General features: G+C 54.7%; 25 protein-coding genes. 20 read left to right on the forward strand and 5 right to left on the reverse strand.

Annotated features, from left to right (window positions below):
• Nucleotides 1-43: 43 nt before the first annotated feature.
• From KF947_RS16495 to KF947_RS16505, 3 genes are all read left to right on the forward strand, one after another.
• Nucleotides 44-1,702 (forward strand): multidrug ABC transporter permease/ATP-binding protein, encoded by a 1,659-nt coding sequence (locus tag KF947_RS16495; protein ID WP_227404510.1) that lies wholly within the window; start codon nucleotides 44-46, stop codon nucleotides 1,700-1,702.
• A gap of 201 nt (nucleotides 1,703-1,903) precedes the next feature.
• Nucleotides 1,904-2,134, forward strand: coding sequence for a CopG family transcriptional regulator (locus KF947_RS16500; RefSeq protein WP_088700822.1), 231 nt, complete (start codon nucleotides 1,904-1,906; stop codon nucleotides 2,132-2,134).
• On the forward strand, nucleotides 2,134-2,526 hold the full coding sequence (locus KF947_RS16505) for a type II toxin-antitoxin system VapC family toxin (RefSeq protein ID WP_211593078.1): 393 nt from the start codon (nucleotides 2,134-2,136) through the stop codon (nucleotides 2,524-2,526). The genes KF947_RS16500 and KF947_RS16505 overlap by 1 nt, the downstream gene beginning before the upstream one ends.
• Nucleotides 2,527-2,548: 22 nt before the next feature.
• Here the strand turns inward: KF947_RS16505 and KF947_RS16510 are convergent, their stop codons facing one another.
• The 3 genes from KF947_RS16510 to KF947_RS16520 all read right to left on the reverse strand — a co-directional run bounded on the left by KF947_RS16510 (nucleotide 2,549) and on the right by KF947_RS16520 (nucleotide 4,115).
• Nucleotides 2,549-2,824 (reverse strand): HigA family addiction module antitoxin, encoded by a 276-nt coding sequence (locus KF947_RS16510; protein ID WP_053856865.1) that lies wholly within the window; start codon nucleotides 2,822-2,824, stop codon nucleotides 2,549-2,551.
• 14 nt (nucleotides 2,825-2,838) lie between these two features.
• Nucleotides 2,839-3,117: a type II toxin-antitoxin system RelE/ParE family toxin gene (locus KF947_RS16515; protein ID WP_022522148.1), complete on the reverse strand. Its 279-nt coding sequence runs from the start codon at nucleotides 3,115-3,117 to the stop codon at nucleotides 2,839-2,841.
• Nucleotides 3,118-3,233: 116 nt separating this feature from the next.
• A complete protein-coding gene (locus tag KF947_RS16520; RefSeq protein WP_227404511.1) occupies nucleotides 3,234-4,115 on the reverse strand; it encodes a helix-turn-helix domain-containing protein in 882 nt (293 codons plus the stop codon).
• Nucleotides 4,116-4,236: 121 nt separating this feature from the next.
• Here KF947_RS16520 and KF947_RS16525 point away from each other — a divergent pair, with 121 nt between their 5' ends.
• From KF947_RS16525 to KF947_RS16595, 15 genes are all read left to right on the forward strand, one after another.
• Complete coding sequence (locus KF947_RS16525) at nucleotides 4,237-6,240, forward strand: TonB-dependent receptor (protein WP_227404512.1); 2,004 nt, start codon at nucleotides 4,237-4,239, stop codon at nucleotides 6,238-6,240.
• Entirely contained in the window at nucleotides 6,237-7,268 is a 1,032-nt protein-coding gene (locus KF947_RS16530; RefSeq protein WP_227404513.1) for a methyltransferase, read from the forward strand. Before KF947_RS16525 ends, KF947_RS16530 begins: the two co-directional genes overlap by 4 nt.
• Nucleotides 7,265-8,509, forward strand: a complete 1,245-nt coding sequence (locus KF947_RS16535) for an MFS transporter (RefSeq protein WP_227404514.1) — start codon at nucleotides 7,265-7,267, stop codon at nucleotides 8,507-8,509. Before KF947_RS16530 ends, KF947_RS16535 begins: the two co-directional genes overlap by 4 nt.
• A gap of 74 nt (nucleotides 8,510-8,583) precedes the next feature.
• Nucleotides 8,584-9,138: a sigma-70 family RNA polymerase sigma factor gene (locus KF947_RS16540; protein WP_227404515.1), complete on the forward strand. Its 555-nt coding sequence runs from the start codon at nucleotides 8,584-8,586 to the stop codon at nucleotides 9,136-9,138.
• Nucleotides 9,139-10,167, forward strand: coding sequence for a FecR domain-containing protein (locus KF947_RS16545; protein ID WP_227404516.1), 1,029 nt, complete (start codon nucleotides 9,139-9,141; stop codon nucleotides 10,165-10,167).
• Nucleotides 10,168-10,262: 95 nt separating this feature from the next.
• Nucleotides 10,263-12,695, forward strand: coding sequence for a TonB-dependent siderophore receptor (locus KF947_RS16550; protein WP_227404517.1), 2,433 nt, complete (start codon nucleotides 10,263-10,265; stop codon nucleotides 12,693-12,695).
• Between the two features lie 139 nt (nucleotides 12,696-12,834).
• A complete protein-coding gene (locus KF947_RS16555; RefSeq protein WP_227404518.1) occupies nucleotides 12,835-13,170 on the forward strand; it encodes a hypothetical protein in 336 nt (111 codons plus the stop codon).
• 42 nt (nucleotides 13,171-13,212) lie between these two features.
• Nucleotides 13,213-14,469: an ISL3 family transposase gene (locus tag KF947_RS16560; protein ID WP_227404396.1), complete on the forward strand. Its 1,257-nt coding sequence runs from the start codon at nucleotides 13,213-13,215 to the stop codon at nucleotides 14,467-14,469.
• A gap of 40 nt (nucleotides 14,470-14,509) precedes the next feature.
• On the forward strand, nucleotides 14,510-15,103 hold the full coding sequence (locus KF947_RS16565; protein ID WP_227404519.1) for an ABC transporter substrate-binding protein: 594 nt from the start codon (nucleotides 14,510-14,512) through the stop codon (nucleotides 15,101-15,103).
• Nucleotides 15,104-15,236: 133 nt separating this feature from the next.
• Nucleotides 15,237-15,761, forward strand: a complete 525-nt coding sequence (locus tag KF947_RS16570) for a sigma-70 family RNA polymerase sigma factor (protein ID WP_227404520.1) — start codon at nucleotides 15,237-15,239, stop codon at nucleotides 15,759-15,761.
• 9 nt (nucleotides 15,762-15,770) lie between these two features.
• Nucleotides 15,771-16,760, forward strand: a complete 990-nt coding sequence (locus KF947_RS16575) for a FecR domain-containing protein (protein ID WP_227404521.1) — start codon at nucleotides 15,771-15,773, stop codon at nucleotides 16,758-16,760.
• Nucleotides 16,761-16,844: 84 nt separating this feature from the next.
• On the forward strand, nucleotides 16,845-19,307 hold the full coding sequence (locus KF947_RS16580) for a TonB-dependent receptor (RefSeq protein WP_227404522.1): 2,463 nt from the start codon (nucleotides 16,845-16,847) through the stop codon (nucleotides 19,305-19,307).
• A gap of 166 nt (nucleotides 19,308-19,473) precedes the next feature.
• Nucleotides 19,474-20,445: an ABC transporter substrate-binding protein gene (locus KF947_RS16585; RefSeq protein WP_227404523.1), complete on the forward strand. Its 972-nt coding sequence runs from the start codon at nucleotides 19,474-19,476 to the stop codon at nucleotides 20,443-20,445.
• A complete protein-coding gene (fhuF, locus tag KF947_RS16590; RefSeq protein WP_227404524.1) occupies nucleotides 20,442-21,221 on the forward strand; it encodes a siderophore-iron reductase FhuF in 780 nt (259 codons plus the stop codon). Before KF947_RS16585 ends, fhuF begins: the two co-directional genes overlap by 4 nt.
• A 208-nt stretch (nucleotides 21,222-21,429) precedes the next feature.
• Complete coding sequence (locus KF947_RS16595; RefSeq protein ID WP_227404525.1) at nucleotides 21,430-22,044, forward strand: LysE/ArgO family amino acid transporter; 615 nt, start codon at nucleotides 21,430-21,432, stop codon at nucleotides 22,042-22,044.
• 29 nt (nucleotides 22,045-22,073) lie between these two features.
• On the opposite strand, the gene ltaE is transcribed toward KF947_RS16595, so the two are convergent.
• On the reverse strand, nucleotides 22,074-23,081 hold the full coding sequence (gene ltaE, locus KF947_RS16600) for a low-specificity L-threonine aldolase (protein ID WP_227404526.1): 1,008 nt from the start codon (nucleotides 23,079-23,081) through the stop codon (nucleotides 22,074-22,076).
• 114 nt (nucleotides 23,082-23,195) lie between these two features.
• On the opposite strand from ltaE, the gene KF947_RS16605 reads away from it, so the two are divergent.
• Together KF947_RS16605 and speG are read left to right on the forward strand one after the other, a co-directional pair.
• Entirely contained in the window at nucleotides 23,196-24,410 is a 1,215-nt protein-coding gene (locus tag KF947_RS16605; RefSeq protein ID WP_227404527.1) for an NAD(P)/FAD-dependent oxidoreductase, read from the forward strand.
• Between the two features lie 80 nt (nucleotides 24,411-24,490).
• Entirely contained in the window at nucleotides 24,491-25,042 is a 552-nt protein-coding gene (speG, locus tag KF947_RS16610) for a spermidine N1-acetyltransferase (RefSeq protein WP_227404528.1), read from the forward strand.
• Nucleotides 25,043-25,134: 92 nt separating this feature from the next.
• Here the strand turns inward: speG and KF947_RS16615 are convergent, their stop codons facing one another.
• Nucleotides 25,135-25,896 (reverse strand): M48 family metalloprotease, encoded by a 762-nt coding sequence (locus tag KF947_RS16615; protein ID WP_133732939.1) that lies wholly within the window; start codon nucleotides 25,894-25,896, stop codon nucleotides 25,135-25,137.
• Nucleotides 25,897-26,470 lie beyond the last annotated feature (574 nt).

The following is a 26,470-nucleotide window of genomic DNA, read 5'->3' on the forward strand; positions in this document are numbered from 1 at the left end:
CTTTTAGCTGTTAAAGAAAACAGAATGCCAGGGAGTTGTGGTTATGGAGCTGTTGAGGATTGTATGGCGTGATTATCGTTGGCCGTTTGTGGCCGTGGTACTGCTTAGCCTGACAAGCGCTGGCTTGGGCATCGGTGTTATCGCCTTTATCAATCAACGGCTGCTGGGTACCTTCACTGACCCCTGGCGCATCCTGCCCGAGTTTCTAGGGCTGATCGCGCTGCTGCTGGTCATTACCCTGGCGTCACAGTTGGCGCTAACTACCTTGGGTCACCATTTCGTCTATCGGCTGCGGGGGCAGTTGATCAAGCGAATTCTGGATACCAATATCGAACGCGCCGAGCAGATTGGCAGTGCGCGTCTGCTGGCGAGCCTCTCCACCGACGTGAGTTCAGTGACCGTTGCTTTTATACGCTTGCCGGAGCTGGTGCAGGGCGGGGTGCTGACGATAGGCGCCACGCTTTACCTGGCGTGGCTTTCGCCTGCCATGCTGGGCGTCACCGCGCTCTGGGTGATCGTGACGGTGTTGATTGGCATGCGTTTGGTGGCTCGGGTCTATGGGCATATGGCCAAACTGCGCGAAATACAGGATCGTCTTTACGCGGATTACCAGTCGGTGATCGAGGGGCGCAAGGAGCTGGCGCTCAACCGTGACCGCGCCGAATGGCTGTATCGCGATGTTTATACGCCTAACGCACAGGATTGCCGACGCCATTTTATTCTTGGTGATACCTACCATCTCAGCGCGGTGAACTGGTTCAACATCATGATGCTGGGTGCCATCGGCGTCGCGTTCTTTTTGGCCAACGGCCTGGGTTGGGCATCGGTTCAGGTAGCTACTACTTTTTCACTCACGCTGCTGTTTCTGCGTGCGCCGCTTATGCAGGCCATTGGCGCCTTTCCGACGCTGATTAACGCCCGAGTGGCGTTTGAAAAAATCAGCAGTTTAGACCTGGCCGAGCACCGCGAGGCGTTCGGCCACTCTGCGCTGCGCCACGACTGGCAGGAACTAACCCTGGAGCAGGTCAGCTATCGCTACCCGGATGAGGAATCTCGATCAGGCTTTGCCATCGGCCCTATCGACCTGACCTTGAAGCGTGGCGAGGTGGTGTTTCTGATTGGCGGTAACGGTAGCGGGAAATCGACCCTGGCGAGACTGTTGACCGGGCTTTACCAGCCTCAAAGCGGCTGTGTTCGGGTCGATGGCAGGCCGCTGCAGGAGGAAGACTGGACACGCTATCGCCAGCATTTCTCGGCCATTTACACCGACCTGCATCTTTTTGATCGTTTGATGGGCCCTGCGGGCGAGTCACCGGACTCGGGGCTGGTGGAGGAGTGGCTTGCCGCGCTGGGCATGCGCAGCAAGCTCGTTTTCGACGGCGATCGCATCACCAACGTCAACCTCTCCCAGGGCCAGCGCAAACGCCTGGCGATGCTGCTGGCGGTCGCTGAACAGCGCGACCTATTGCTGCTAGACGAGTGGGCTGCCGACCAAGACCCGCAGTTCCGGCGGGTCTTTTATCGTGAGCTATTGCCGCAGTTGCGAGCGCTGGGTAAGACGCTGGTGGTGATCAGCCACGACGACCACTACTTCGACCAGGCCGACCGGCTGCTGGAAATGCGCCAGGGGCAGTTGGTAGAGCTCACCGGCGAACAGCGAGAAGCCGCCAGCCGCGACGCAGTAGCCCGGGTGAGTGGGTAGTCATTGCTGTGAGTGGCTTAGAATAATTAGTGATGGCGAGTGATATCGCTTGTCTAAGCCATGCTCTGGTGATGGCGGAGTGTCCCGTTTTCTAGTTAGAGAATGAAGGCCCCGTTGCCAGCACTTGCACCGCCAGCGGCCTTGACGCTTTTATCACAGGGACATATATTCCAACATATACTTGCTGGCAAGAGGTGTGTCATGGGCCAAGTTACGATTTATATCGATGATGATACCGAGAAGAAGATGACGGCGGCGGCCAAGTCGATGAATGTCTCCAAGAGCAAATGGATTACTAATCTGATCAAAGAAGAGGTTGCCAATGAGTGGCCACAGGCGGTGGTCGAACTGGCTGGGGCTTGGGATGAGTTTCCGTCCCTGGAGGAGATTCGGGCAGGAACCGGCACCGATAATCAGCGGGAACCACTTTGATGTATGTGCTTGATACCAATACGCTCATCTACTTCTTCAAAGGCATGGGCAGTGTCGCCGATAACCTCTTGTCAAAAAAGCCCGCCGATATTGGCATACCTGCAATTGTGTTGTACGAGTTGGAGCTGGGTATTGCAAAATCGGCTGCTCCCAAAAAGAGAGCGATGCAGCTCGACAAACTGATCGACACTGTACAGATTCTTGGGTTTTCCACACCTGAAGCCAAAGCCTCAGCGCAAATTCGCGCAACCCTGGAAAAGCAGGGAACCCCTATCGGCCCCTACGATACGTTGATCGCCGGTACCGCGCTCGCCAACCAAGGTACATTAGTCACCCACAATACTGGGGAATTTAAACGCATTAAAAAGCTAGCGGTTGAAGATTGGTACTAGCGGGGAGCGCGGTATCGCTTAGCTAAGCTGCGCCCTGGTTATGGCGAAGCTGAAATAGGTCATAATTGGTTTGCATGGATAGCCAGAATTCGGCGCTTCCGGCATGCAATTTTTCTAGAGCCAATGCCATTTCAGGTGTGACGGAGGCGCTGCCATTAATTACCCGGTTCAGGGTATTGCGGTGGCAACCGAGCTGTTCGGCGACCGATGCCACGCTGCCAATCTTTTGGCCGTCTTCGTCCTCAATCAGACGTTGCCGGATAATGCGACCCGGGTGTGAGGGGTTACACATGGCCATTGTTTCTTCTCCCATCAGTGATAATCGTCATAGTTCAGCAGGTAAACATTACCGTCTCGGAACTCAAAGAACAGTCGCCAGTTACCCGATACCTTGATGGCATACTGGCCGTCCAGTTTTCCAGTTAGAGGGTGAAGGCCCCAGTTGCCAGCAGCTATATCGTCTAAACTCGTGGCTGCGTCCAGTACGGTCAGACGATCACGGAGACGGTCGACATGATCGGCACGGACGCCCTTGGTGCTTCCTTTCTCGAAAAACAGCTTTAGTCCCTTATGTTTGATGCTTTTAATCATCCATCGTACCGGCTTATGCCTAACTGGCTTTCATCTATTGTAGTGTGTCGCGCGACAGTGTGCAATTATGCCGAGACTCGCTCGGATAGCTGCATCACCACTCGCAATACTTGTTATCAACTTTTGCACTGTTTAATGGCTTTAGGGGCATAACCGAAGAAGCGCGTGAAGGCAGCGCTGAAGTTACTTGGGTGCCGATAGCCCGTGGCGTAGGCGGCCTGAGCGACCTGTTGGCCGCTCTCCAGCAGCGTATGTGCGTGGCGCATGCGCTGTTGATGAAGAAAGTGTTGAGGCGTCGTGCCAAACATGCGACGAAAACCCTGCTTAAGCTTCTGCTCTCCTAGCCCCACCCGTGCTCCCAGATAGGCAAGGGTCAAGGGGCGATCCAGTTCGTTGAGAAGGATCTCACGAGCCTGAACGATGCGCTCGGCGTCTGCGCTGGCGATGTTCTGTGTAGGGCTGGGTTCCGGCAGCAGCGTATCGAGTTGTTCCCCCAATAAGCTCAAGGCGTGAATGTGTTGCTGGAGCCGAGCGCTGCCTGTTTGGAGGCCTACCTGGAGCGCCTGCAGATGTGCATGGCTGGCTGGTGTCGTAGGCTGAAAAGCCAGCGGTCGAATACCCCCAGAGGCGGGGAGTGCTGCTTGATATCGCTCGCCCAGGTAGCGCGCTAGCCAGCCGGTGCTGGCGACAAGGCGTAACTGAAGCACTGTTTCCCCTTCCGGTATATGGCGTTCCCCCTGGCTGTGGTCAAAGGTAGTTACGGTGGTGTGACCGTGACCGAAATCGATGCGCGGCCCCCAGCGCTCTCGGTAATCAGAGCGGCCTTGTAGACCAAAGGTGACAATCACGCCTGCGCCCGTATGGGGGGTGTGGCTCTCTTCGACGAGCGCTTGTTTAGCACGGTAGCGGGTTAACACTACCGAGAGGCCATCATCCAGCACGCAGCATTGAGAATCTTGCAGAGAGTCGCCAATGGGAGGTGAAGCATCGCTACGCATAAGAAGTGAATCGGTTTGCATATGAATGAGTATGATAATTGCTATCGTTTATGGCTAGCCTACTCCCTTGAAGGTTCCCGCGCTAGTCGGGGAGCCAGAAACAGCGCTAAGGGGGTGGGCGATGCAGAGCAAGGGGTTGAAAAGAAATGCAGCGGTGGTGCTTCTGCTGGGGGGATGCGGCGTGGGCAGCATCGCTCAAGGGGAAGCACTACCCGTGGTAAAGGTAACGGCTAACAAGGTCGCGCAGACTGAGCAAGAGGTGCCGGCGAGCCTGGTGGTCATCTCCGGCGAGACGCTGGCGGATGCCGGCGCTTCCAATATTGGCGACTTGGCACGCTACGCGCCTGGGTTGAGTTTTCAGCCCTTTGGCCAGTCGGGTACCGCCCTGCCGGTAATGCGTGGGCTGACCTCAGGTGCCACCGCTTTCTCCTCATCAGTACTCATGCTGGTGGATGGGGTGCCCGTCGTGGCTGGCCAAGGGTTCGATCACAACCTGCAGGGCGTGGAACGGGTTGAGGTGCTGCGCGGGCCCCAGTCGACGCTGTATGGCCGCAATGCCGAGGCCGGCGTAGTCAGCCTGCATACCCGACAGCCGGATGAAGGCCCCTATGCCGAACTGGAGGCTACGCTGGGCAGCCGTGAGCTGAACGCGCTACGCCTCGATGCCGCTCAGGCACTCGTACCCGAGCAGCTCTATTTTGGGGTCAGCGGGGAGTGGCGCCAGCAGGATGGCCTCGTGGATAACCTGGCGCGTGCGGGTGAGGCAGATGACCGCCAGCGCAAGAGCGGGCGGCTACGTCTACTCTGGATGCCGACCGCGGATACGGACGTTACTCTGCGCTATGGGCAGTTACACTACCAAGACGGTGCGGCTCCCTGGGGGCCTGTCGGGGCAAACGGTCACGCTTCGCGTCGCATTGACTCCCCCAGTCCCGGCAGTAACCGCTCCAGCGGGCGGGATATTTCCCTGGATGCGCGTCATGCCTTAGCGCCTGATTTGACGCTGCGATCCATCACAGCGCGGCGGGAGATCCGTGATCGCGTCACCCAGGATACCGATTTAACGCCAGCTCAGCGCTTTGCCGTTGGGCGCGACCAGCGTTTGACCACCTTGTCTCAGGAGCTTCGCTTGGAGCGCCAGGGCGATGAAGGGCAGAGCAGTTGGGTGCTGGGCCTTTATGGCGACCGTGATGATCATCAACTGCAGTTCGAGCAACGCAACCCGATGGGCACCCAGCGCAGTGAGGCGACGCTGGAGGCTGAGAACCTCGCGCTGTTCGGGCAGTGGACGTTGCTGCTGGGCGAGCGTTGGCGCCTCACACCAGGCCTGCGCTTAGAGCAGAGCCGGGTGGCGTTGACGCCCCGGGGAGCCGTCCAGCGCAGCGAGCGCTGGGGTGATGTTACCTCGCAGTTGGCTCTGCAGTACCGATGGGGCGACGACGACTGGTTGTATGCCCGCTATGCCGAAGGGTTTCGCGCCGGTGGCTTCAACGCCTTCTCTGCTCAGAGTGACTATCCCGGCTACGAGCCTGAGCAAGTGGCTTCCTACGAGCTGGGCATCAAGGGAACAGCGTTTTCGCAACGGCTCCGCTATGGGTTAGCCAGCTACTGGATGACCATTGACGACATGCAAGTCCAGCAAGTTATTCAGCCCGGTAGTGTGCAGATCACCAATGCTGCCGCGGCGCGTTCCCAGGGCGTAGAACTGGATATTGACTACCTGCTGGGCGGACATTGGACGCTTCAGGCGGGCCTGGCGCTCAATCGTACCCGGTTTCGCGAGTTCAACGATCTGAGCGGTGACCACGCCGGTCACCACAACCCCTTTGCGCCCGATATCAGCGGTCGGTTGGGGCTGCGCTACGACTCACCCCAGGGCTGGTATGCCCAGGCCAACCTGAGTGGCATGAGTAAGACCTACCTGGATGCGGCCAACCGCTTTAGCCGCCCCAGTCATGCCCTGCTGGATCTGGCCGGCGGCTATCAACAGGGGCCATGGCAACTGGGGGTCTATGTGAACAACGCCGCTGACCAACAGTACGATGCAGTGGGCCTGCTCAACGGCACGGTACGGGAGTACAGCCCACCCCGTGAGATTGGCTTGCGTGTGGGGGTGTCGTTATGAACCGGCCCTTGGATGCGCTTCCCCATGCGCTGCAACCCTATTGGGATCTAACGCTGGCCGCTGTGCAGGCCGAGGCTCTACAGCTTGCCTTAGCAGAGGATCTGTTTGAGACGCTGGCGTCACCCTGCACCCCTGAGGATCTGGCGCAAATGCACGCATGGCAGCCTGAAGCCACGCGCCACTGGTTGACGCTGTTGTGGAGCATGCAACTGCTCGACCGGAGCCGTGATTCGGCGGGTGAGTGGCACTACGCCAGCAGCGAGGTGGCGCGGCGCTATCTGGCGTCTTCCTCAGCGTTAGACTGTGGTGATGCCTGGTGCTTTCGACTTGCTTCACTGCGCGATTTCGGTGCCGGGCTAGCCAATGGCTTGCGCGGGAAAAACCGGCCAGCACCGCTGGCCAACGGTGAGCGCTGGGCCGTGGCAGCGCGCGGCCATCTGGCTCGTGAGCAGGCGGCGGTAACGGCACCTGCCGCCTGTGAATTGGTGGCACAACGGAGGGTGGCTGAAGCAGCCTGGCGGCTGCTGGATCTAGGCGGTGGCCCGGGGCTGGTCGCCGTCGCCCTGGCGAAGGCATTTCCACATATGCAGGGCGTGGTCTTTGAGCTGCCCGAAGCTGCCGATGTGGCGGCGCAACATATTGCCGAAGCCGGCCTGGCCTCGCGTCTTGAGGCTCGGGGTGGCGATCTGGTGAGGGATGACATCGGTACCGGGTACGATCTGATCTGGTGCTCCTCGGTACTGCATTTCGTGCCCGAGCTTTCGGCCTGCCTAGACAAATTGCATGCCGCACTAAAGCCCGGCGGCGAGTTGATCTGCGTGCACGCTGAAATCCCCGCAGAACCCGAGGCGGCCCGCCGCATGCTGTCCTATTACCTGCCGCTGCTGTGGCAGGGCCGCCGGGTGACCCAGGCCGGTGAGCTGCGTCAGGCACTGTTGGCGCAGGGTTTCGAGGTGTGTGAGGCGCAGCCGATTGCGCTTCCCATGGCGCCTGCCACGGCTCTGGTGGCGCGTAGGAGGACGAAATGATGCGCGCCCTGACCGCCCGGCAGCTGGCGTTCGGCTGGCTCCATTTCGCTCTGGCGCTGCCCAGTATCTATCTGCTGTTGGGAATGCCGCTGATACTGCGCGAGCAGGGCTGGAGCGGTACCCAGATTGGCCTACTGCAACTGGCGGGCCTGCCAGCGGTGCTCAAACTGGTGATGGCAGTTCCCGTTGAGCGCTGCCGCCTGGGGGGCGGAGGCTATCGCGCCTGGGCTGGCCTGCTCGGATTACTGTTGGGCTTGGCGTTGCTAGGGTTAGCGTACGACTTCCCCCTGGCGCAGCCGCCGCGTTTCTATGCCTGGGTGCTGCTGATCAGTTGGTTGGCGACTTGGGCTGATGTGCCCGTGAACGCACAGGCGATTCGCTGCCTGCCTGCCGAAGAGCGACTACGCGCCGGGGGAATTCGTTCGGCGGCACTGTTTCTGGCTGCGGTGGTGGGCGGTGGCCTGCTGCTGGTCGTGCACGAGCGTGCAGGGGGAGCAGTGCCCTTCGTGCTGATGGCACTGCTATTGGCCGTGGGAGGACTCCTATTACGCTGGATATCGGTACCGTCAGAGGCTGGCAGGCAGCCGTATGTCTCGGCAGAGGGGGCGGTTGAGTCTCTGAACCATAAGGGGGCAATGGGCTTTGTCCGTCAACCTGCCGCAGGCATCTGGGTAGTTCTGCTGATGCTGCTCTTTCCCTTCGTTGGCGCTGGTTGGGTCTATCTAAAACCGCTGTTGCTCGACCTGGGGATGCCGGCGGAGCAAGTCGCCTGGTGGGTGGGGGTTGGTGGTGGTATAGCGGGCGCTCTGGCGAGTCTGGCGGGGCAACGCCTGGCACGGAGTATTGGGCTTGGCCGAGCCTTGCCGCTGCTAGCCGCTTTGGCAACGCTGGCTCTGGCGACCCTGGGGGGAGTGGGTTACATGGCTGCGGGGCATAGCTTTTGGCTGGTGGGCGCAGGACTGTTGGCCTGTGCTATGGGCGCGCTTTCGGGCGTTATGTTCGGCCTGATGATGCACTTCGCCCGGTCTGGGTATCAGGCGTTGGATTACGGTCTACAGGCGAGCCTGTTTACTCTGTCGCGTTTAGCTGTGCCTGTGCTCGCTGGTATTTTGCTAGACCGACTGGGCTACCCGGCTATGTTTACGGCGCTGGCGCTAGGCATGGCGGCGGTGACAGTGACGGCGCTGCTGGGGGGTAGGATTTTGCAGGGTGTTATATCAAAAAGTGGAGAGGTTCGTTGAGCACCGTGCATTGACACTGTCTGTGAATTGAAAAAGAATAAGAATCATTTTCGAAGCAGTGAGGCACTTTTTATATGGCGGCGGCACCCCGATCAGCCGAGCCTGCGGCTTACCATACCGGCTGCCGAGACTCCCTCGGTGAGCTGTATCACCACCACCAGCCCTGGCTGCAGCAGTTGCTCAGCCATCGGTTGGGGTGCAGTGAGTCGGCGGCGGATCTGGCGCAGGATGCGTTTGTGCGGTTGCTGAAAACGCCCCGCCACCTGGATAGTTTCGAAGGTGCCAGAGCCTATCTCAGCCGTATGGCCAAAGGGCTATGCGTGGATCATTGGCGCCGCCAGGATATCGAGCGCGCCTGGCAGCAAGCCCTGGCGGCCAGCGCCGAGGTGCATTTGCCCTCTGCCGAACAGCAGCAGATCGTTATCGAGACGCTGTGCGAGATCGACCGCATGCTGGCGCGGCTGCCCGAGAAAGTCGCTAGCGCCTTTTTGGCCTCCCAGCTACACGGTAAACCCTACCGTCAGATTGCTGAGGAGCTGGGGGTTTCCGAACGCATGGTTAAAAAATATATGGCCCAGGCCATGCTGCAGTGCGCGTTGATCGAAGCAGGCTTCGAGGCGAGCCTCTAAATGGTTTCTGCGGCTAGCGCCGATGAAGCCGCCAAACGTCGTGCGTTGGCGGAGGCCGCCGAATGGTTTGCCGAGTGGCAAGCGGGAGAGATGTCGGCAACGGAGCGTCAACGCTGGCAGGCATGGCGGGATGCTAACGACACCCATCGCTGGGCCTGGCAACAGGTGGAAGGCGTTAGCCGCCGCTTCACTGACAATCTAGGCAAGGATGAGAGGCAAACCGCTGACAGCGTGATTGGCATCGCGCGCCAACGGCGGCAGGGGCGGCGTCACTTGCTGGGTGGGCTGGCAAGCCTAGCGCTGGTCTCTGTACTCACCGCAGCGCTCTGGCAAACCACACCGCTGACACGACTAGTACAGCAGTGGGGCGCTGATTATCACACCGCCACTGGCGAAATCACTCACATCGTGCTGGAGGATGGCACCCAGGTCTGGCTGAGCAGCGCCTCGGCGCTGAATGTCGATTACGACCAAGAGCAGCGCCGTTTGGCGCTGGTGACCGGCGAGATACTGATAGAGACCGGCAAAGACGCCGCCGAGCGGCCGTTTTACCTGGATACCCGCAGTGCGCGCCTCACGCCCTTGGGCACGCGTTTTAGCGTGGGTGAGCAGTCATCAGGCGAACTGCTAGCGGTGTTTGACGGTGCCGTGGCCATCCAGACCCTGGGCGATGCTCAGCATGCGAGCCAGCGGCAGGTGGTCACTGCCGGGCAGCAGGCCCGCTACGCCGCTGACCGCATCGGTGAGCTCACCCCCGCCGAAGGCCGCCGGGAAGCCTGGGCCAACGGCATTCTACTGGCCGAGAGCATGTCGCTTAAAGCCTTCGCCGCGGCGCTTAGCCGCCATCACCGTGGCCGCCTTGAAGTCGACCCGGCGGTGGCAGATCTCACCCTGTTCGGCGCTTTCCCGCTCGATGATCTAGAGCGCACCCTTAACATGGTCGAGACCACGCTGCCGGTGAAAGTGCGCCAAGTAATGCCCTGGTGGATCAAAATCGAGGCAGGCAAAGCAAGCTCCAGCGAGGAATAAAAAAGAGCAAAAATTGGTTTTTCTGGTTCCCCTTTTTCGCGCTGGTTCGATTCCCCTTTATAAGCACTTAAAACGTATCTGCAAGGGGAACCGATATGCTCCAACAGCGCACTGCACTTCAACCGCTGACTGCCAAGCACAGACCGACGCTTAACCGCCGCGCCTTGGCGCTGGCGGTTCATCTCGCCGCCGCCGGACTATTGGCCGTACCGCTGCTATCGCAGCCCGCCATGGCACAAGTCACCCAGCAGCAAGCACGCCACTATGACATTGCCAGCGGCCCGGTAAGCAGCGTCATCAACCGCTTTGCCGCCGAGTCGGGAGTTTTTATCAGCGGCGCAGGCGAGCTGGGGGAAGGGCGCCAAAGCCCCGGCCTGCAAGGCCAGTATCGAGTCGATGAAGGACTGGAGCGGCTATTGGATGGAACGGGTTTAACGGCAGCCCGGCAGAGTGATGGTAGTTATCGGTTGGAAGAACGGGCGGCTGATGTGGCGTTGTCGGTTGTAGCGGTAACCGGTGAGAGCCTTCCCTACGGCATGACCGAGAACAGCAACTCTTACACAAGCGAAAGCGCTAGCATTGGCTTAGTTTCACAATCAATTAAGGAAACGCCTCAATCCGTCAGCGTTGTGACCCGAGAACGCTTGGATGACCAGGGAACTACCTCCTTGTCTGAGGCCATGCGCAACGTCACTGGTATAACCGTGAGTGAGTACGGGCCCAATCAGTACGTGATTAAGGCACGAGGCTATGATATTGACTCCTTTCTCATGGATGGTAGCCCAATTCAGGACACAGGTAGCGCTTGGGAAAGCGCAGGAGTATTCGACACAGCATTGCTCGATCGTATTGAAGTGCTGCGAGGCCCTGCGGGTATCCTTCAAGGTTCTGGTGAACCCAGCGGCACCATCAATCTGGTTCGCAAGCGTGCCTTAACCGAAAGCCAAGCCTCCATCTCTCTTTCTGCGGGTACGGATGATGCCTACCGAAGCGTTGTGGACGTTACCGGCGCACTAGACAGCGAAGGACGAGTGCGGGGGCGTTTAGTTGGCGTCTACGATGATAGAGATTCTTTTATTGACCACGTTTACTCAGAGAACCAAGTCGGCTATGGAACGCTCGAGTTTGACTTGTCTCCCGAAACGACGCTGTCAATGGGCGTTACTGTACAAGATGAAGAGTTCCGACCACACTCTGGATTACCGGCCTACAGTGATGGCGCACTGCCCAATGTTGACCGTTCCACCTATCTCGGATCTAACTGGGACAAGCAGGCAGGAGACGCGCAGCGCTATTTCCTGGAACTTGAACATCTACTTACCAACGGTGGCGAGATAACATTTAAAGCGAATCGTCTGGATCGAGACGCTAGTCTGAGAAAAAGCAGTGAAGGGGTTCTTACCGTCGAAAGAGATAGCGGCGATTTTGCGATTCGTCAGATTGCTTGGGATTTGGAGAAGCAGGATGAATATATAGAGACACAGCTTAGTTCCCCATTCCAACTAGCTGGAAAAACTCATGAAGCCGTATTTGGTGCCATCTATCAGAGCAGTGAGCTAAGTAATGAATGGTCTTACGGTGATCCACAATATGTGCCCCAAAACCTGCTTAATCCAAAAAATGACCGCACTGAGTCAAATTTCGACGGTACCCCCGGCAGAACTGAGTTCAACACCGAGCAATATTCCACATACGGCCAGTTGCGCTTCAACATCGCCGATGATTTCACCGCTGCGCTTGGTAGCCGTATCAATTGGTGGGAAACCAATAACTTTCTCGGTGGAGAAGCGTCTAGTGATGATGGCACTGAATTTATCCCTTATGCTGGTTTGATCTATCGGCTCAACGAAGAACTCAATCTATACACCAGTTACACAGGCATATTTCAGCCGCAAACAGCTGTGGGTAAAAATGGTGACCCCATTGATCCGCGAGAGGGCGAGCAGTACGAAGCTGGCATTAAGGGCTCACATGCTCTGGGGGACTTGAACTGGCATGCCGCAGTTTTCCGTATTGAAGACACTAACCGAGCCTATACAGACCCTAATAACCCTGGCTTCTCAATTCCCATCGGCGAAGCAAAGAGTGAGGGTTTCGAGCTTGAAGTCAGCGGTCAGTTACTGCCTCGCTGGGATCTCAGCGCAGGTTACGCCTATACGCAAACTGAGTTCGTAAGAGATCCTAGCTCAGAAGGTCTTACTCTCTCGCCGGACACGCCGGAGCATAGCTTCAATCTGTGGTCTCGTTATCACTTTAGCGACGATCCTAATCAGGGATTGCGCCTTGGTGCTGGCGTTAGTACGGTCAGCAGTGTTTATGCCGAAAGTGCTGATACGCGTATCGAGCAGGGAGGCTATACCACCGTTTCTGCGATGGTCGGCTATCGCGTCAATGAGAACTTAGATATTTCATTAAATGGCAACAATCTGACTGATAAAGAGTATTACTCTACAGTTCAGTCGGAAACCAAGCATAATTATTACGGCGCACCACGCAACTTTATGATGACGATGAAATATGACTTTTAGAGTTTTTATAGCAATGAATGATATTGGAATCAGCCTCTGTAAGAGGCTGATTTTTATTAAATTAAAATATTAATAATATCTTTGTGTTAATTATTTTTAAATAATGGCCTGTCTGCTGCTATATCACGGGAGCATCAATATGCGCTTTTTTCAATCGCTGCCTAGATTTTGGCGTACTTTTTTTTTATTTCTAGGACTTTCCTTTACCGCCAGTCCAGTGATGGATGCTAAAGCATCCTCATCCATTGCCGTTTTTGAATGGACTATCGCAGAAGCACTGCTTTCGCTTGACGCTCCATCTGTTCTTATGGGCAATGTTGCTGCTTTCGATAACTGGACAGGCAATGATTACGCCGACGCGGATATCACGGATATTGGTACCCAACTATTTCCTAATATGGAGTTGCTCAGTAGCATTGCCCCCGAACATATATTTCTTGGCTCTTCGACGCTGAGTGTGGAATTCATGCCCTGAGCTAGGCCAGAATATAGTCTTTACAACGGCAGTAGGTATGACATGGACGGCACCCAAATTCTGGCGCTCGGCCTGGGCCTAGAAGCGCCCTGGATCCTCAAGAACCAGCACCTGGATACCTCTGTGTCGCCCCACCGCCTGGATCTCTATGTCGAGGCGGAGCGAGGCAGTCTCTATCCCTGTCCAGAGTGCGGTAAGACCTGCCAAGCTCACGATTTTGCCGACAAAACCTGGCGGCATCTGAACTTCTTTCAGCACCACTGTTACCTGCATGCTCGCGTGCCTCGCACGAAGTGTCCTGAACATGGCGTCAAACGCATAGAGGTGCCCTGGGCGCGGCCGGGCAGCGACTTCACCCTGCTGTTTGAGCAAGCGGCTATGTCACTGGTCAAGGAGATGCCGGTGCTGGCCGTCTCCCGCCAGTTGGAGATTTCCGACAAACGACTATGGCGCATCGTGCATCACTACGTAGGCCGAATGCTAGGGGAACTGGATCTGTCCAAGGTGGCGACGGTCGGCGTGGACGAAACCGCGTCCCGGCGCGGCCATCACTACGTCACAGTGTTCCTCGACATGAAGCGCAAGCAGGAACCGGTGATCTTCGCTGTTCCAGGCTGCGGCAAGGATGCCATCCAAGCATTTAGCGCCTTCCTGACAGCCCATGGGGGCGATACGGACAATGTGGTCGAGGTAGTCTGCGACATGTCGCCCGCCTTCCTTAGCGGCATCACCAAGCACCTTCCCAAGGCCGAGGTAACGGTCGACTGGTTCCATATCGTGCAGACCTTTACCAAGCGGCTGGACGAGGTACGCAAGAAAGAGCGCCGCGAGCAGGAACACCCTAAATCGCTGCGCTGGGCACTGCTGAAAAATCTGGACAACGAGAACCTGAGGCCTAAACAGTTGGCGGCGCTCCAGGAGTTAGTAGCTGATCAGAGCGCCACGGCCGATGCCTGGATAATCAAGGAAAAGCTACGCTGGATCCAGAAGGCCCCAACGCCCAGAGCGGCTCGGTGGCGCATCACGAACTACCTCAAGGTCATGCAATCGGCGGTTTCTGAAAAGCCACTACTGAAGCCGATGGGAAAGGCCTTGGCGACACTTGAGCGGCACGCGGAAGCAGTGGTCAGGCGCTGGCACTCGGGACTGACGAACGCAAGACTGGAAGGGATGAACGGCCTATTTCAGGCAGCTCGGTCACGCGCACGTGGCTATCGGAACGAGGCTAACTTCATCGCCATGATCTACCTGATTGGCAGCCCGGTGGGCCGCCTGTTCGATCAGGCTAAATCCACATGAAGTGACGAAGAACCTATTTCTTGTGCCTCGTCAGACTCGATTGAAAACGGTTCTAGCTGAAATTTCAACGTCTGACATAGTCCAATCTTATCCATATACTAATAATAGTAACAACGATCTATGGTCAAAATTTGATGCCTTTATTCTGGAAGTAGGTGATCTTTCAGGGCGAAGAGTTGCAGCAGAGCAACTGATTAAAAATACTCAATCTCACTTAGCATCGCTGAAAGATGATTTGGAGCCACAGCCACCCTTATTAGTTGTGCAGTTCATAACTGAACAATACGTGCGAGTATATGGTGATAGAAGTGTGTTTCAGGGAGCTCTAGATCGGTTAGGCCTTCAAAATGCGTGGAAAAGAGATACTGATACATGGGGGCGCTCACTAGTAAGTATCAGAGAGCTCTTCGATGTTCATCTCGAAGACGCGAGATTAGTCGTTATGGAAAGTGCATTCCCCATAGGTATAGAAAACAATATCGAAAATAGCGGTATGTGGCGTTACCTTCCTAGCGTTCAGCGGGGAGACTTTGTGGTTTTGCCATCTACTTTTTGGATTGGTGGCGTTCACCCTTCCGCCCTCCGCTTTGCCGACGCTCTTGTCGAAGCACTTGAGGAGCCAACCACCCCCTAGCACCGATCTGTCATCTGCAGGTGCTTTACATCACCATATTATTTGTAATGATAAGTATTATCACTTATTGTTTGCGTCTGGTTTTGCCCCTTTTTTTTGGGCATTTGGCACGGGCGATCAATGGCAGCGGGCGATGTTATCGATAAAGCAACAGGGCGGAAACGAGGTTCCTTTCGACGCCCTCTATCACAATCATCATAGCTGGCTGCGGCGCTGGTTGAGCGCCAAGCTGGGCTGTTCCCATACCGCAGCCGATCTCGCGCACGATACCTACCTACGCATACTGGTGCGGGGCACTACACCCGCGCCCGAACAGTCACGTCGTTTTCTGACCCAGATCGCCAAAGGCTTGGTCGTCGACCATTACCGCCGTCGGCGAATCGAAACCGCCTATTTGGAAACCCTCAGCCTGCTTCCTGAGTCACACGCGCCTTCTCCCGAGGAGCAAGCACTCACTATCGAGGCGCTGGTAGAGATCGATACGCTGCTCCATGAGCTTCCCGACAAGCCTCGCCGGGCCTTCCTTATGTGTCGCCTGGACGGCCTGAGCTATCAAGACATCGCCGAGTCGCTGAGTGTCTCGGTCTCTTCGGTAGAGAAATATATCGCCCGGGCGCTGCTGACCTGCCACCGCGCGATAAGTGAATCTCAACCCTAAGTGAATACCATGAGCCGCACGTCCGCCGACACCTCTCAAGAGACCATCGATCCTGCCGTTCTAGAGCAGGCCAGCCTGTGGATGGCGCGCCTATGGAGCGACGACATCAGCGAGGCCCAGCGCGAGGCTTGCCTGGCCTGGCGACAAGCATCGCCGGAACATGAGCGCGCCTGGCAGCAGTTGCAGGCGATTGATGGCCGGTTAGCTGCGCTGCCGCGTCACGCTGCCCGTAGCGAGCTGTTTTCGTCTTCCCAAGCCGTTTCGCGGCGGGGTTTGCTGCAGTGGGGCGGCCTGGCTGTATTGTTGGGCGGGCTGGGGTTTGGGCTACCGCGCACGCCCCAGTGGCAGCGCCAGTTCGCCGACTACGCCACCGGTATTGGCGAGAGCCGCGAAGTGACGCTGAGCGATGGTACGCATCTGGTGTTAGATACCGATACCGCCATCGACGTAAGGTTCGATGCCCACCAGCGGCGACTCCACCTGCTACGTGGCGGAGTGCTGATTACCACGGCAAAAACACCGGACGCCCGGGCGTTCAGCGTTATGACCCAGGAAGGGCTTTCTTATCCGCTGGGAACCCGCTTCAGCGTGCAGCAGCATACTGACAGCACCCAAGTGGCCGTTTATGAGGGACGAGTGGCCCTTGAGCGGCGTGGATGTGATGAGCGGACGACGCTGGATGCTGGCCAGCAGGCTGATATGAGCGCCGATGAGGTATCGACACCTGAGCCCTTGGAACCTGCTGGAGAGGCCCGCTTTCAGGGGCGGCTGGTGGCCGAGAGCATGCGGGTTGCTGACGTGGTCGAAATATTGAGCCGCTATCGCCATGGCGTGGTGCGCTGCGCACCAGAGGTGGCCGACCGACGGGTGAGCGGGGTGTTCTCGTTGCAAGATACCGATCGCGCTCTGGCCAGCCTGGCCGATGCGCTGTCGTTAAAGGTGGTCTACCGAACGCCATTATGGGTTACGGTCGCGTCGCGTAACACTAACGAAAGCTAGAAAGAAAAATTTCAGAAAACATTGAGGGATTCTCGTTCTCGTTCGGAATAGAAGATGTAGACATAAAAATCAACGGGGATCTTCATGACGACGCAGCAAGCGCACTCACGCTTTATTCGAACGCCTTTGGCCCGTGCCATTCCGCAAGCTATTAAATACGGTCTGCTCGCCAGTTGTTTGGCTGGCCTACCCGCAACGTCGCTTGCCCAGCAAGCAGCAGGGCAGAGTGCCGCCGCTCAGCAACGCTATTCCATTGAAGCAGGACAGCTCGATACGGCTTTAAATCGTTTCGCGGTCAGCGCAGGCATCGAGATTGCCTTCGATGCCACTTTGACCGCTGGCAAGCAGACCGTTGGGCTGCAGGGCAACTATGGAGTAAACGAAGGTTTGGAGCGCTTGTTGGCAGGTACCGGCCTTGTACCAGTGCGCAGCGCTGAGGGTAGTTATCGGTTGGAAGAGCAGGCAACGGATGTGGAACTATCATTAATGGAAGTCACAGGCTCTCGATTTTCAAGCCAAGCCTTACCCGTTACTTATTTTGGTGGGCAAGTGGCAACTGGCGGGCGCCTTGGTTTGCTGGGCAACATGGACATCATGGATACGCCCTTTAACATCACCAGTTATACCTCCGAGCTCATTGAAAGCCAGCAAGCCAGAAGCATAGCCGATCTTACTGATAATGATCCCTCAATCCAGATTAGCACGCGCGGAAGAGGCACCAACACGGGAGGTGATACCTTTCAAATTCGTGGCTTCACTCTCTTCAACAGTGATATTTCTCTTAATGGTCTCTATGGTGTGATGCCGCTAAACACTATATCCATGGAAACCGTAGAGCGTGTGGAGATCATTAAAGGGCCCAACACCTTATTGGGCGGAGTCTCACCCGGTGGCAGAGTTGGTGGCGCAATCAATATTGTCCCTAAGCGAGCAAGCGATACTCCTCTGACAAAAATCGCAGCCGTTTATCAAAGCGACTCTCAGTTAGGCACTCACATAGACACTGGCCGCCGATTTGGAGAGTCCAATCAACTTGGCGTACGTTTTAATGGGGTCTTCAGAGAAGGGGATACGGAGGTCGATGGTCAATCCTCAACGTTAGGCGTTGCTAGTCTTGGCCTTGATTACCAAGAGGATAACTATCGTTTATCGGCTGACCTAGGCTATCAAAAAGATAGAACAGATGCTGGGAGCGGCTTTGGCTCAGGGCTTCAGCTCCGACAAGGAGTAGAAGTCCCTTCTGCACCCGATGCAAGCAAGCAAACAGCGCAATCATGGGAAGAAATAGAGAACGAGGATACTTATGCCGCTATCCAAGGTGAATATGACCTATCTTCTAATTGGACTTTTTATGGTGGATTAGGGGGGCGTAACAATACGCGCTACAATCTTAGAACCAACCATGCACTGATAGATGCGCCAAACCCTTTGGCCTCATTTCCCGTTTATTATCCGGATTATGTTGACACAAGGAGTGCCACATCAGGGGTTCGTGGTCTTGTAACAACGGGTGATATTACCCATAACTTCAATATAAACGTCTCGAAGCTAAGGGAGGAAGGTGGGTATCTATACGAGAGCAGCGATGTAAGCCTTTCCAGCCTTCACAGTGTGGGTGTGATTGCTCTTCCTAATCAATTCGAGCTCTCCAGAGATATCCCAAAGTCATTTGAAAGAGAGTTAACATCTATAGCAGCAGCAAACGTAGTGGGATTGTTTGATGAGCAGTTACTTATTACATTAGGTGCGCGTCATCAGAATGTAAAAATTGAGAATTTTGACACTGAAAATGGAAGTAGAACTTCTCTTTATGATGAGAGTGCTATAGCACCCGCAGTAGGAGTAACGGTAAAACCCACTGACAACATTTCCATCTATGGTAATTATATTGAAGGACTTGATCTCGGTTATACTGCCCCAGCGACAGCAGAAAATGCTGGTGAGACATTTCCTCCATCCAAAACTCAACAACTAGAAGCGGGTGTAAAACTAGATCATGGCAAATTTGGGGGATCCGTGAGCGCCTTCGAGATTCGACAGCCGAGCACAATCACTCTTCCAGGCTCCACTGATGGAGCATTTATATCGACTCAAGATGGTGAGCAGCGTAATCGTGGCGTCGAAATAAATGTCTTTGGCCAACCCACATCAACCTTAAAACTTTTAGGTGGTATAGCTTATCTACAGCCAACTCTAACTGAAACACAAGATGGCGTTAATGACGGTAATCAAGCGCCGGGAATTTCACGATGGATAGGTAATATTAGCGTTGAGTGGGATGCCCCTATTTCAGGATTGTCTCTAAATTCAAGTGTAGTTAGCAGCAGTTCGCAATATATTGATGCCAGCAACGCTCAAGAGATTCCAGGGTGGACACGTTGGGATATTGGGGCAGGTTACCAATTTGATGATCAACCTATAATAGTGAGAGCTAATGTAAATAATCTCTTAGGTAAGGATTACTGGGAATCTGCTGGTGGGAGCGGCGGAAGGCTTCGCCTCAGCGAGCCAAGAAGTGTGGTGCTGTCTGCAACTATGGAATTTTAGTTTTAAGTCGCTACCCCGCTGATGGCGGCGGGGTGGTGAGTCATTAATAATTCTTAGATATTGCTGCTATAACAATAAGTGGTGCCTACCCTTGATGGGCTTAGATAGGCCGCTTTCAGCAGCATAAAGACTACAGTTGCTTTACTAAGATCAAGCAAGGACTGTCATGCTCCGTATCTGTATTGTACGTATGCTTCTATATCGCTGCATGGTAATAATGATCCCAACTGCGTGCCTTGCACTTTCTATTCCTGACTTGGCAATTGCTTCCCGTGACATACGCTCCATTGGTTCTCTTGATTATCGCTGTACTGAAACATTATTGTCGATGGGAATAGTACCTAGCGCCGTCATAGATCCGGACACTCCATACTCCACTCTAGAGGGAGCGGCGCAAGCCATCAATCTCGGAACCATTATCCAGCCCAACCTTGAACTTCTTGATCAAGTCTCACCCGAGCTGGTTCTGACATCGCCGGAATTCACGCACATAGTCCCTCGACTGTCAGGTATTGCCAAGGTAAAAAGCCTAGCTCCTTATAACTCAGAAAGCGGAGCAAGTAGCTGGCAACGAATGATCTCTTTCACAAGACGGGTGGGAGAGGCCATCGGATCTACGGATCTTGCGGAGGACATGATTAAAGAAACCGAGTCGCATTTCCAATCATTGAGAAGCAGGATAGCTGGTGATCAAATCCCACCTTTATTGATTGTTCGCTTGATGGATCATAAACATGCCAGGGTGTTTGGTCGTAACAGTCTTTTCCAAGGTTCCCTTGAACAGCTGGGGCTGTCAAATGCTTGGCAAGGCCCTGAGAGTCACTTTGGAATCACAATGGTTAGTATCGACTCCTTAGTGGATATCAATGCTCGCTTAGTAATATTAGAAAGTCCTTACTCTAATAATCCCAGTCGTGAGCAATTCGCTGCAAATGGTATGTGGCAACATTTGCCCATTATAAAACGCGGTGATGTCATTTTCCTACCGGCGACCTTTAACCATTTCGGTGCTCTTCCTTCTGCTCTAGGGGTCGCCGAATCCTTGGTTAATGCCTTAGCCGCTGATGAGGTCGGTGAACAGATCAGTAGTCCATGCGTGACTAACGATTCTTTGGTAAGCCAGCAGGAGTGTCGATGATGGAAATGAATGAAGACTCCATTCGGCTTGGTGATCCGATTGAGGCCCTTTTGGCGCTCTATCGCCAACCGCCCATGGATAAAATGAAGGCACCTGGTTTTGGCCGACCGGATGCTGCGACGCTTCCGATCACGGCGCTCTTTAAACGTAAAACTATGGATAGGTTGCTGCGACAGCATACTGCAAGTTATGGCGAAAGTGCCGATTGCAAGGCTGCAGCATCAATATGGTCAAAGCATTTTTTTAGTTTGGTATCGTCGCCTACATTGGTAGCTAACCTCCTATTGGGGCAAGGGTTTCCGTTACAGCCAGATCAGTTGCGAGTGGAACTGGGTGAGCGAAGCCAAGTGAAACGGCTGTGGCTACGTGATGGAGGGCAACCTCTGGCATCTCAGGCTCTTCATGAACGCTTTGCGCCGCTTTTTGAGGGGCTGTGCGCTCCGTTAGTCGATGTGCTAGCTGAGCTATCGGGGCTTTCACCCAAAGTGTACTGGAGTAATCTTGGCCATTACGTGGAAATTTTGGGCCAGTCTTGTTCGCGACATTCAGCTTTTCTCAATGCCGGTGAACCGCTACTTCGCTTTCTTGATACACCCATGTTACCGGATGGGCGGCGTAATCCACTCTATCAACCAGTGCGTTATCTTGAATTGGGTGGCGATACTCCCAATCGCGTACGACGCTTGTGCTGTATCAAGTATCGCCTCCCAGATGAGCCGCTGTGCGGCGCCTGCCCTTTGAAACCTGAGAATTGTCAAGCAAAGCGTCACCGCTAACTCTTATGCTCCCAGGGAGTGTTGGGGAGTCGTCTAGAATTTTCATGCTTTTTTACTAAATCCAATCAATGGCCTCTTATAAGAAAAATTAATACCCCATTAGCAGGATGATTTTTAGTTATCAAGACTACCCGTTATCTTAGCGCGATGTTTTATGAGTGCGTTGTTTGATTAACGCGACGCTAATTCCGGCAATGAGGGCAGGGCAATGTGGGAAAGTTATATTACCGGGCTGGTGGTGTGCGGCGGAATTATCATGGCGATTGGGGCGCAAAACGCCTACATCCTAGGGCTGGCTATTCGTCGTGAGTACCACTGGTGGTCGGCAGGTCTGTGCATGAGTGCGGATATTATACTGCTCACTGCGGGGATGTTTGGAGTAAGTGCTTTTCTGCTGACGATGCCCAGTGCGTTGGAGGCTATGCGCTGGATAGGCGTAGTGTTTTTAAGCTGGCTGGCGGCCCAGGCATTATTTAGAGCCTGTAGCGGACGGCAAGGGTTAAGCGCTGAAGCCGGAAAAGCGCGCAGCTTAACCAAAGTGATTTTCGCCACTCTTGCCGTCACCGTGCTTAACCCCCAGGTATATCTGGATACGCTGCTGCTGATACCCGCCATTGGCTCCCAGCAGGAGAGCGCCGGTGTTTTTGTGGCGGGAGCCTCGACTGCCTCCGTCCTCTGGTTCAGCCTGCTGGCCTGGGGCGGCGCTGCGCTTTCGCCTTGGCTTTCAAAACCCATCGCATGGCGCATTATCGATGGCCTGATTGGCTTGATGATGGCAGGCATCGCCGTGCATCTTGCTTTAGGGGCGTCATCTCTTAGCTAAGCTATTTACTGGTTAATGACGACTCGTTTTTAATGGCGACTAAAATAGGCCTCCATCACCGCGATGACTTTGTCGATATCCGCGTCATTAACATCGCGATGCGTAACGAACCGCGTAGCGTAAAGCAGCTCAATCAATATGCCGTGCTCTTTTAGCCAGGCGGAGAGTGGCTTTACATGCTCATCGGGGAAATGCGCGAACACCATATTAGTTGCTTGAGCAGTGATCTCGACCCCTGGCAGCTTTGCTAAGCCCCCTGCAAGGCGCTCTGCACGACGGTGGTCGTCAGCTAAGTCCGCCACGTGATTATCTAACGCATACTGGCAGGCGGCGGCGATAATGCCTGACTGGCGCATGCCACCACCCACAACTTTACGCCAGCGCCGAGCGCGGTCGATCAATGCTTGTGAGCCCACCAGTGCCGACCCTAATGGCGTACCCAGGCCTTTTGAGAAGCACAGCGACACGCTATCGAACGGCAGGCAGAGCTGCTTGAGCGAGGTGTCGGTTGCGACAGCGGCATTGAATAAGCGCGCGCCGTCTAAATGCGTTGCCAGGCCACGCTCGCGGGCAAGCTCAGTGGCTCTTAAAACGTAGTCTGTGGACAGCACTTTGCCGCCAATGGTGTTTTCTAATGCCAGCAGCTTAGTACGCGCAAAGTGAAAATCGTCGGCTTTAATCGCGGCACTGATTTTTTCCAGTGGCAGCGTGCCATCGGCGTCATTCTCAATAGGCTGTGGCTGAATGCTGCCTAACACCGCTGCGCCACCGCCTTCATAACGATAAGTGTGGGCCGACTGCCCAACAATGTACTCATCGCCACGCTCGCAATGGGCCATTAGCGCCACTAGGTTGCTTTGTGTGCCGCTAGGAAACAGCAGCGCCGCGTCTTTGCCTGCCTGCTCGGCCAGATTTGCTTGAAACGCGTTGACCGTTGGGTCATCGCCCCACACATCATCGCCAACCGGGGCGGCCATCATGGCGTCTTTCATGGCAGAGGTCGGACGGGTCACCGTATCACTGCGTAAATCAATCATGCGCATCTCCTTTATTGTGTGGAGTAATCACTCGGAAGCGTTTTCTCAAGCAAGTTCTGGGGAACCATCTATGGTTAACAGCATACTGCAAGTCTCTCAAGCAAAGGCAAACAGATGGATCTGAAAAGTGGTTATCCCTTTTGGGCAGTCAAAAATGGCCTGTTGAAAACCTTTCCTCAGCTGACTCGCGATCACCAATGCGAGGTTGTTGTGATTGGTGGCGGTATTACGGGTGCATTGATTGCTGATGAGCTAAGCCGCAACGGTCACCATGTGGTGGTGCTTGAACGCCGGGATGTGGGGTGGGGCAGTTCAGCCGCCAGCACTGCTTTGCTGCAGTACGAAATTGACACCCATATGACAGAGCTAGCCGAGCGCTACGGGGAAGCCGATGCAGTGCGTGCTTACCGCGCCTGTGCAGAGGCGATTGGCGAGCTTGAGTCCCTGGCGGCAGGGCTGGGCGATGTGGACTTTGAGCGTCAGCAAAGCCTTTACTATGCCAGTAGCGAAGAGGATGTCGCATCGCTTCAGGAGGAGTTGGCGCTGCGCCAAAAACACGGTTTTGAAGCCGAGTGGATTGAACGCGAGGCTATTTTGGCGGAGTACGGTTTTGAGGCACCCGGCGCTATTCTTACTCAGCTAGCCGCCACTATTGATCCTTATCGCATGGCATATCAGCTGTTTTCCAGGGTGGTCGAGCGTGGAGGAGAAGTATATGACCGCACACAAATGGAGACGATGACGCCGGATTATCAAGGCGTCACGCTCACGCTCGCTAATGGTGCCAAGCTGCGTTGTCAGTACGTGGTGATGGCCGCAGGGTATGAGTCGCAAGCCTGGCTGCCAGAAAAGGTGGCCGTCAATCGCAGCAGCTATGCGCTGATCACCGACCCACTACCGCCAGAGGCATTGGGCAAACTGCGCCACACGATGATTTGGGAATCATCGCGCCCCTACCTATATATGCGCACTACCTGTGATGGGCGACTTCTCGTAGGGGGAGACGACGACGATGAAGATATTCCCAAGCGCCGTGATGCGCGGGTAGAAGAGAAGGCCGAAGGGTTAACAGCTAAAATAGAAACGCTATGGCCTAAACTCGATATCAACCCAACATTCTCTTGGGGTGGCACCTTTGCTGAAACCGACGACGGCCTACCTTTTTTCGGCCCGCATGACGCCCTAGGTTCACGCGTGCATTTTGCCATGGCCTACGGCGGCAACGGCATCAGCTATAGCATGATAGGTGCCAAACTGCTGCGAGCGCTTATAGAGGGTAGAGAACACCCTTTGGCAGAGCTGTTTTCCTTTAGGCGACTGCCAAAATAGCCTAACTTAAATGCAAGAACCGGATAGCGAACAAGCTTAAAACGAGTATCCTGAGTGGATATTCATAAGGATAGCGGGCAATGGGCCACACACTTTATTTGCGTGCACTGGAGCGCAACGACCTGCGCTTTGTTCATGAACTAAATAACAACCAGAGCATTATGTCGTACTGGTTTGAAGAGCCTTACGAGTCATTCGATGAGCTGGAGGAGCTGTATAACAAGCATATCCATGACAACGCCGAACGGCGCTTTGTCGCGGAAGATAGCCATGGAAATGCCATTGGTCTGGTAGAACTGATTGAGATCGACTACATCCATCGCAGCGGCGAATTTCAAATCATTATTACCCCAGAGCATCAGGGCAAAGGGTTTGCCCGAACGTTAATTCGCCAAGCGCTGCATTACTCGTTTACCATTTTAAACCTGCACAAGGTATACCTCATTGTGGCGGTGGAGAACGTTAAAGCGATTCATCTTTACGAGGAGAGTGGCTTTATAGAAGAGGGCCACTTGGTGCAGGAGTTCTTTATCAATGGCAAGTACCGCGATGTAAAGCGGATGTATATCTTGCAGGGCACTTACCTAGCGCAACTCTCCGAGCAGCAAGAAGAGGGTGGCGAATGGGCTTAGTGGGGGTAAGAAAAAATCTTTAAACCCTAGCAACCAATACTCCTGCCATTCATTATCAAGACTAACTTGGCAGGAGTACCGGTGCCTGAGCTTTACTGGAACGAAGCTTCTAGGCGCTCTGCACGGTCACCCGCGGCTGGGTGGCTGGAGAAGACGCTGCTGTTGTTGCCGTATTTGGCTTCCATTTTACGTAGAGCTGCAACTGAAGCCTCTGCATTCATGTCGTGGCGCTGCATTAGCTCAATGGCATAGTCATCAGCTGCACTCTCTTGGCTTTGAGAGAACTGAGCATTGATCAGTTTTTCGCCCAAGTCACCAAGCTCAGAGCTTGATAGTGCGGCGGCGGTAGTGCTACCGCTGGCCGCAGCTGCTTCACGTGCAGCGGAAGCCGCATAGGCAACCTGGAAAGCACGCTTGGAGTGTCCTAATGCGACGTGGCCGATCTCGTGGGCGATAACGTAACGCACTTCATCGTCGGTCATCTCATCCATCAGCCCGCTATGCAGCCGAATGGATCCGTTGGGTACCGCAAAAGCATTCATTTCTTCTATTCGATAAACGTTATAGTCAAGCGTATGGCCGTCGACTGTTTCCCAGCCTTGGGTTAACTTGGCCAAGCGTTGTGCATACTGGCTATCGTCTGCAACAAGGTGGTTCTGGGAATCAAGCTGAGCGATGGTTTGATCGCCTAGTTGTTGCATTTGCTGATCCGACATCGTGGCAGCGCCGGCTAAGCTGGAGCCCGCAGACATTAAGCCGCCGAGATCAGCGCCAGATTGACAGCCGCTAAGAGCGAGAGTCGCCGCTAAACCTAATACATAAGATGTTTTGCGAACCAAAAAAGGTTTTTGCATCGTCCGTTCCTTCGTCAATGTACGTGCATAACAAGAAGAGTTTGCACGTTGAGTATTGCGCCTTTATTAGCCGAACTAATATTAGACTAATCCTTTATGTAACTCCATACCTTATCGAAAATTGACTTATAGGGATTGGCTAAGAACATCGAAACGTTGCACTTAAAGTCAATGCTTCGCTAGACATTGCGCTGATTGTTACCGCTTTAAAAATGCACAAAGTGTTATTAATCGTAGCGGTAGGAAACATTAAAGCGATGCGTCTTTACGAGGAGCGCCGCTTGATTTAAGGCCGAAATTGCCAAATCATCTGGCTGTAAGGCTAAAAAAACGCCTCGTGTAAACGAGGCGTTGTATGGAGCTGAAACAGCATGCGGGTTCTATATGCTTAACGCAGATAAGCCTTAATAGCGTCAAGTGCCGCGCGCTGCTGCAGAGCGCGTTTCGCCCACACTTCCATAACATCAGCTTCCAACGCTTGTGCTGGGGTGATTAAGTGTTGCATGGCGTTTATTCCTCTTTCAGGGGGCAGAAATTTGTTGAGACCTTGTTGTAAAAAAATGATGTTGTAAAA

It is taken from the genome of Halomonas sp. FeN2 (genome assembly GCF_020595105.1).
Taxonomy (GTDB): domain Bacteria; phylum Pseudomonadota; class Gammaproteobacteria; order Pseudomonadales; family Halomonadaceae; genus Vreelandella; species Vreelandella neptunia.

What these genes read in the sequence shown, in the direction of transcription:
- KF947_RS16495 (WP_227404510.1), top strand. Translation starts at nt 44, where the DNA reads ATGGAGCTGTTGAGGATTGTATGGCGTGATTATCGTTGGCCGTTTGTG.
- KF947_RS16500 (WP_088700822.1), top strand. Translation starts at nt 1,904, where the DNA reads ATGGGCCAAGTTACGATTTATATCGATGATGATACCGAGAAGAAGATG.
- KF947_RS16505 (WP_211593078.1), top strand. Translation starts at nt 2,134, where the DNA reads ATGTATGTGCTTGATACCAATACGCTCATCTACTTCTTCAAAGGCATG.
- KF947_RS16510 (WP_053856865.1), bottom strand. Translation starts at nt 2,824, where the DNA reads ATGGCCATGTGTAACCCCTCACACCCGGGTCGCATTATCCGGCAACGT.
- KF947_RS16515 (WP_022522148.1), bottom strand. Translation starts at nt 3,117, where the DNA reads ATGATTAAAAGCATCAAACATAAGGGACTAAAGCTGTTTTTCGAGAAA.
- KF947_RS16520 (WP_227404511.1), bottom strand. Translation starts at nt 4,115, where the DNA reads ATGCGTAGCGATGCTTCACCTCCCATTGGCGACTCTCTGCAAGATTCT.
- KF947_RS16525 (WP_227404512.1), top strand. Translation starts at nt 4,237, where the DNA reads ATGCAGAGCAAGGGGTTGAAAAGAAATGCAGCGGTGGTGCTTCTGCTG.
- KF947_RS16530 (WP_227404513.1), top strand. Translation starts at nt 6,237, where the DNA reads ATGAACCGGCCCTTGGATGCGCTTCCCCATGCGCTGCAACCCTATTGG.
- KF947_RS16535 (WP_227404514.1), top strand. Translation starts at nt 7,265, where the DNA reads ATGATGCGCGCCCTGACCGCCCGGCAGCTGGCGTTCGGCTGGCTCCAT.
- KF947_RS16540 (WP_227404515.1), top strand. Translation starts at nt 8,584, where the DNA reads ATGGCGGCGGCACCCCGATCAGCCGAGCCTGCGGCTTACCATACCGGC.
- KF947_RS16545 (WP_227404516.1), top strand. Translation starts at nt 9,139, where the DNA reads ATGGTTTCTGCGGCTAGCGCCGATGAAGCCGCCAAACGTCGTGCGTTG.
- KF947_RS16550 (WP_227404517.1), top strand. Translation starts at nt 10,263, where the DNA reads ATGCTCCAACAGCGCACTGCACTTCAACCGCTGACTGCCAAGCACAGA.
- KF947_RS16555 (WP_227404518.1), top strand. Translation starts at nt 12,835, where the DNA reads ATGCGCTTTTTTCAATCGCTGCCTAGATTTTGGCGTACTTTTTTTTTA.
- KF947_RS16560 (WP_227404396.1), top strand. Translation starts at nt 13,213, where the DNA reads ATGGACGGCACCCAAATTCTGGCGCTCGGCCTGGGCCTAGAAGCGCCC.
- KF947_RS16570 (WP_227404520.1), top strand. Translation starts at nt 15,237, where the DNA reads ATGTTATCGATAAAGCAACAGGGCGGAAACGAGGTTCCTTTCGACGCC.
- KF947_RS16575 (WP_227404521.1), top strand. Translation starts at nt 15,771, where the DNA reads ATGAGCCGCACGTCCGCCGACACCTCTCAAGAGACCATCGATCCTGCC.
- KF947_RS16580 (WP_227404522.1), top strand. Translation starts at nt 16,845, where the DNA reads ATGACGACGCAGCAAGCGCACTCACGCTTTATTCGAACGCCTTTGGCC.
- KF947_RS16585 (WP_227404523.1), top strand. Translation starts at nt 19,474, where the DNA reads ATGCTCCGTATCTGTATTGTACGTATGCTTCTATATCGCTGCATGGTA.
- fhuF (WP_227404524.1), top strand. Translation starts at nt 20,442, where the DNA reads ATGATGGAAATGAATGAAGACTCCATTCGGCTTGGTGATCCGATTGAG.
- KF947_RS16595 (WP_227404525.1), top strand. Translation starts at nt 21,430, where the DNA reads ATGTGGGAAAGTTATATTACCGGGCTGGTGGTGTGCGGCGGAATTATC.
- ltaE (WP_227404526.1), bottom strand. Translation starts at nt 23,081, where the DNA reads ATGATTGATTTACGCAGTGATACGGTGACCCGTCCGACCTCTGCCATG.
- KF947_RS16605 (WP_227404527.1), top strand. Translation starts at nt 23,196, where the DNA reads ATGGATCTGAAAAGTGGTTATCCCTTTTGGGCAGTCAAAAATGGCCTG.
- speG (WP_227404528.1), top strand. Translation starts at nt 24,491, where the DNA reads ATGGGCCACACACTTTATTTGCGTGCACTGGAGCGCAACGACCTGCGC.
- KF947_RS16615 (WP_133732939.1), bottom strand. Translation starts at nt 25,896, where the DNA reads ATGCAAAAACCTTTTTTGGTTCGCAAAACATCTTATGTATTAGGTTTA.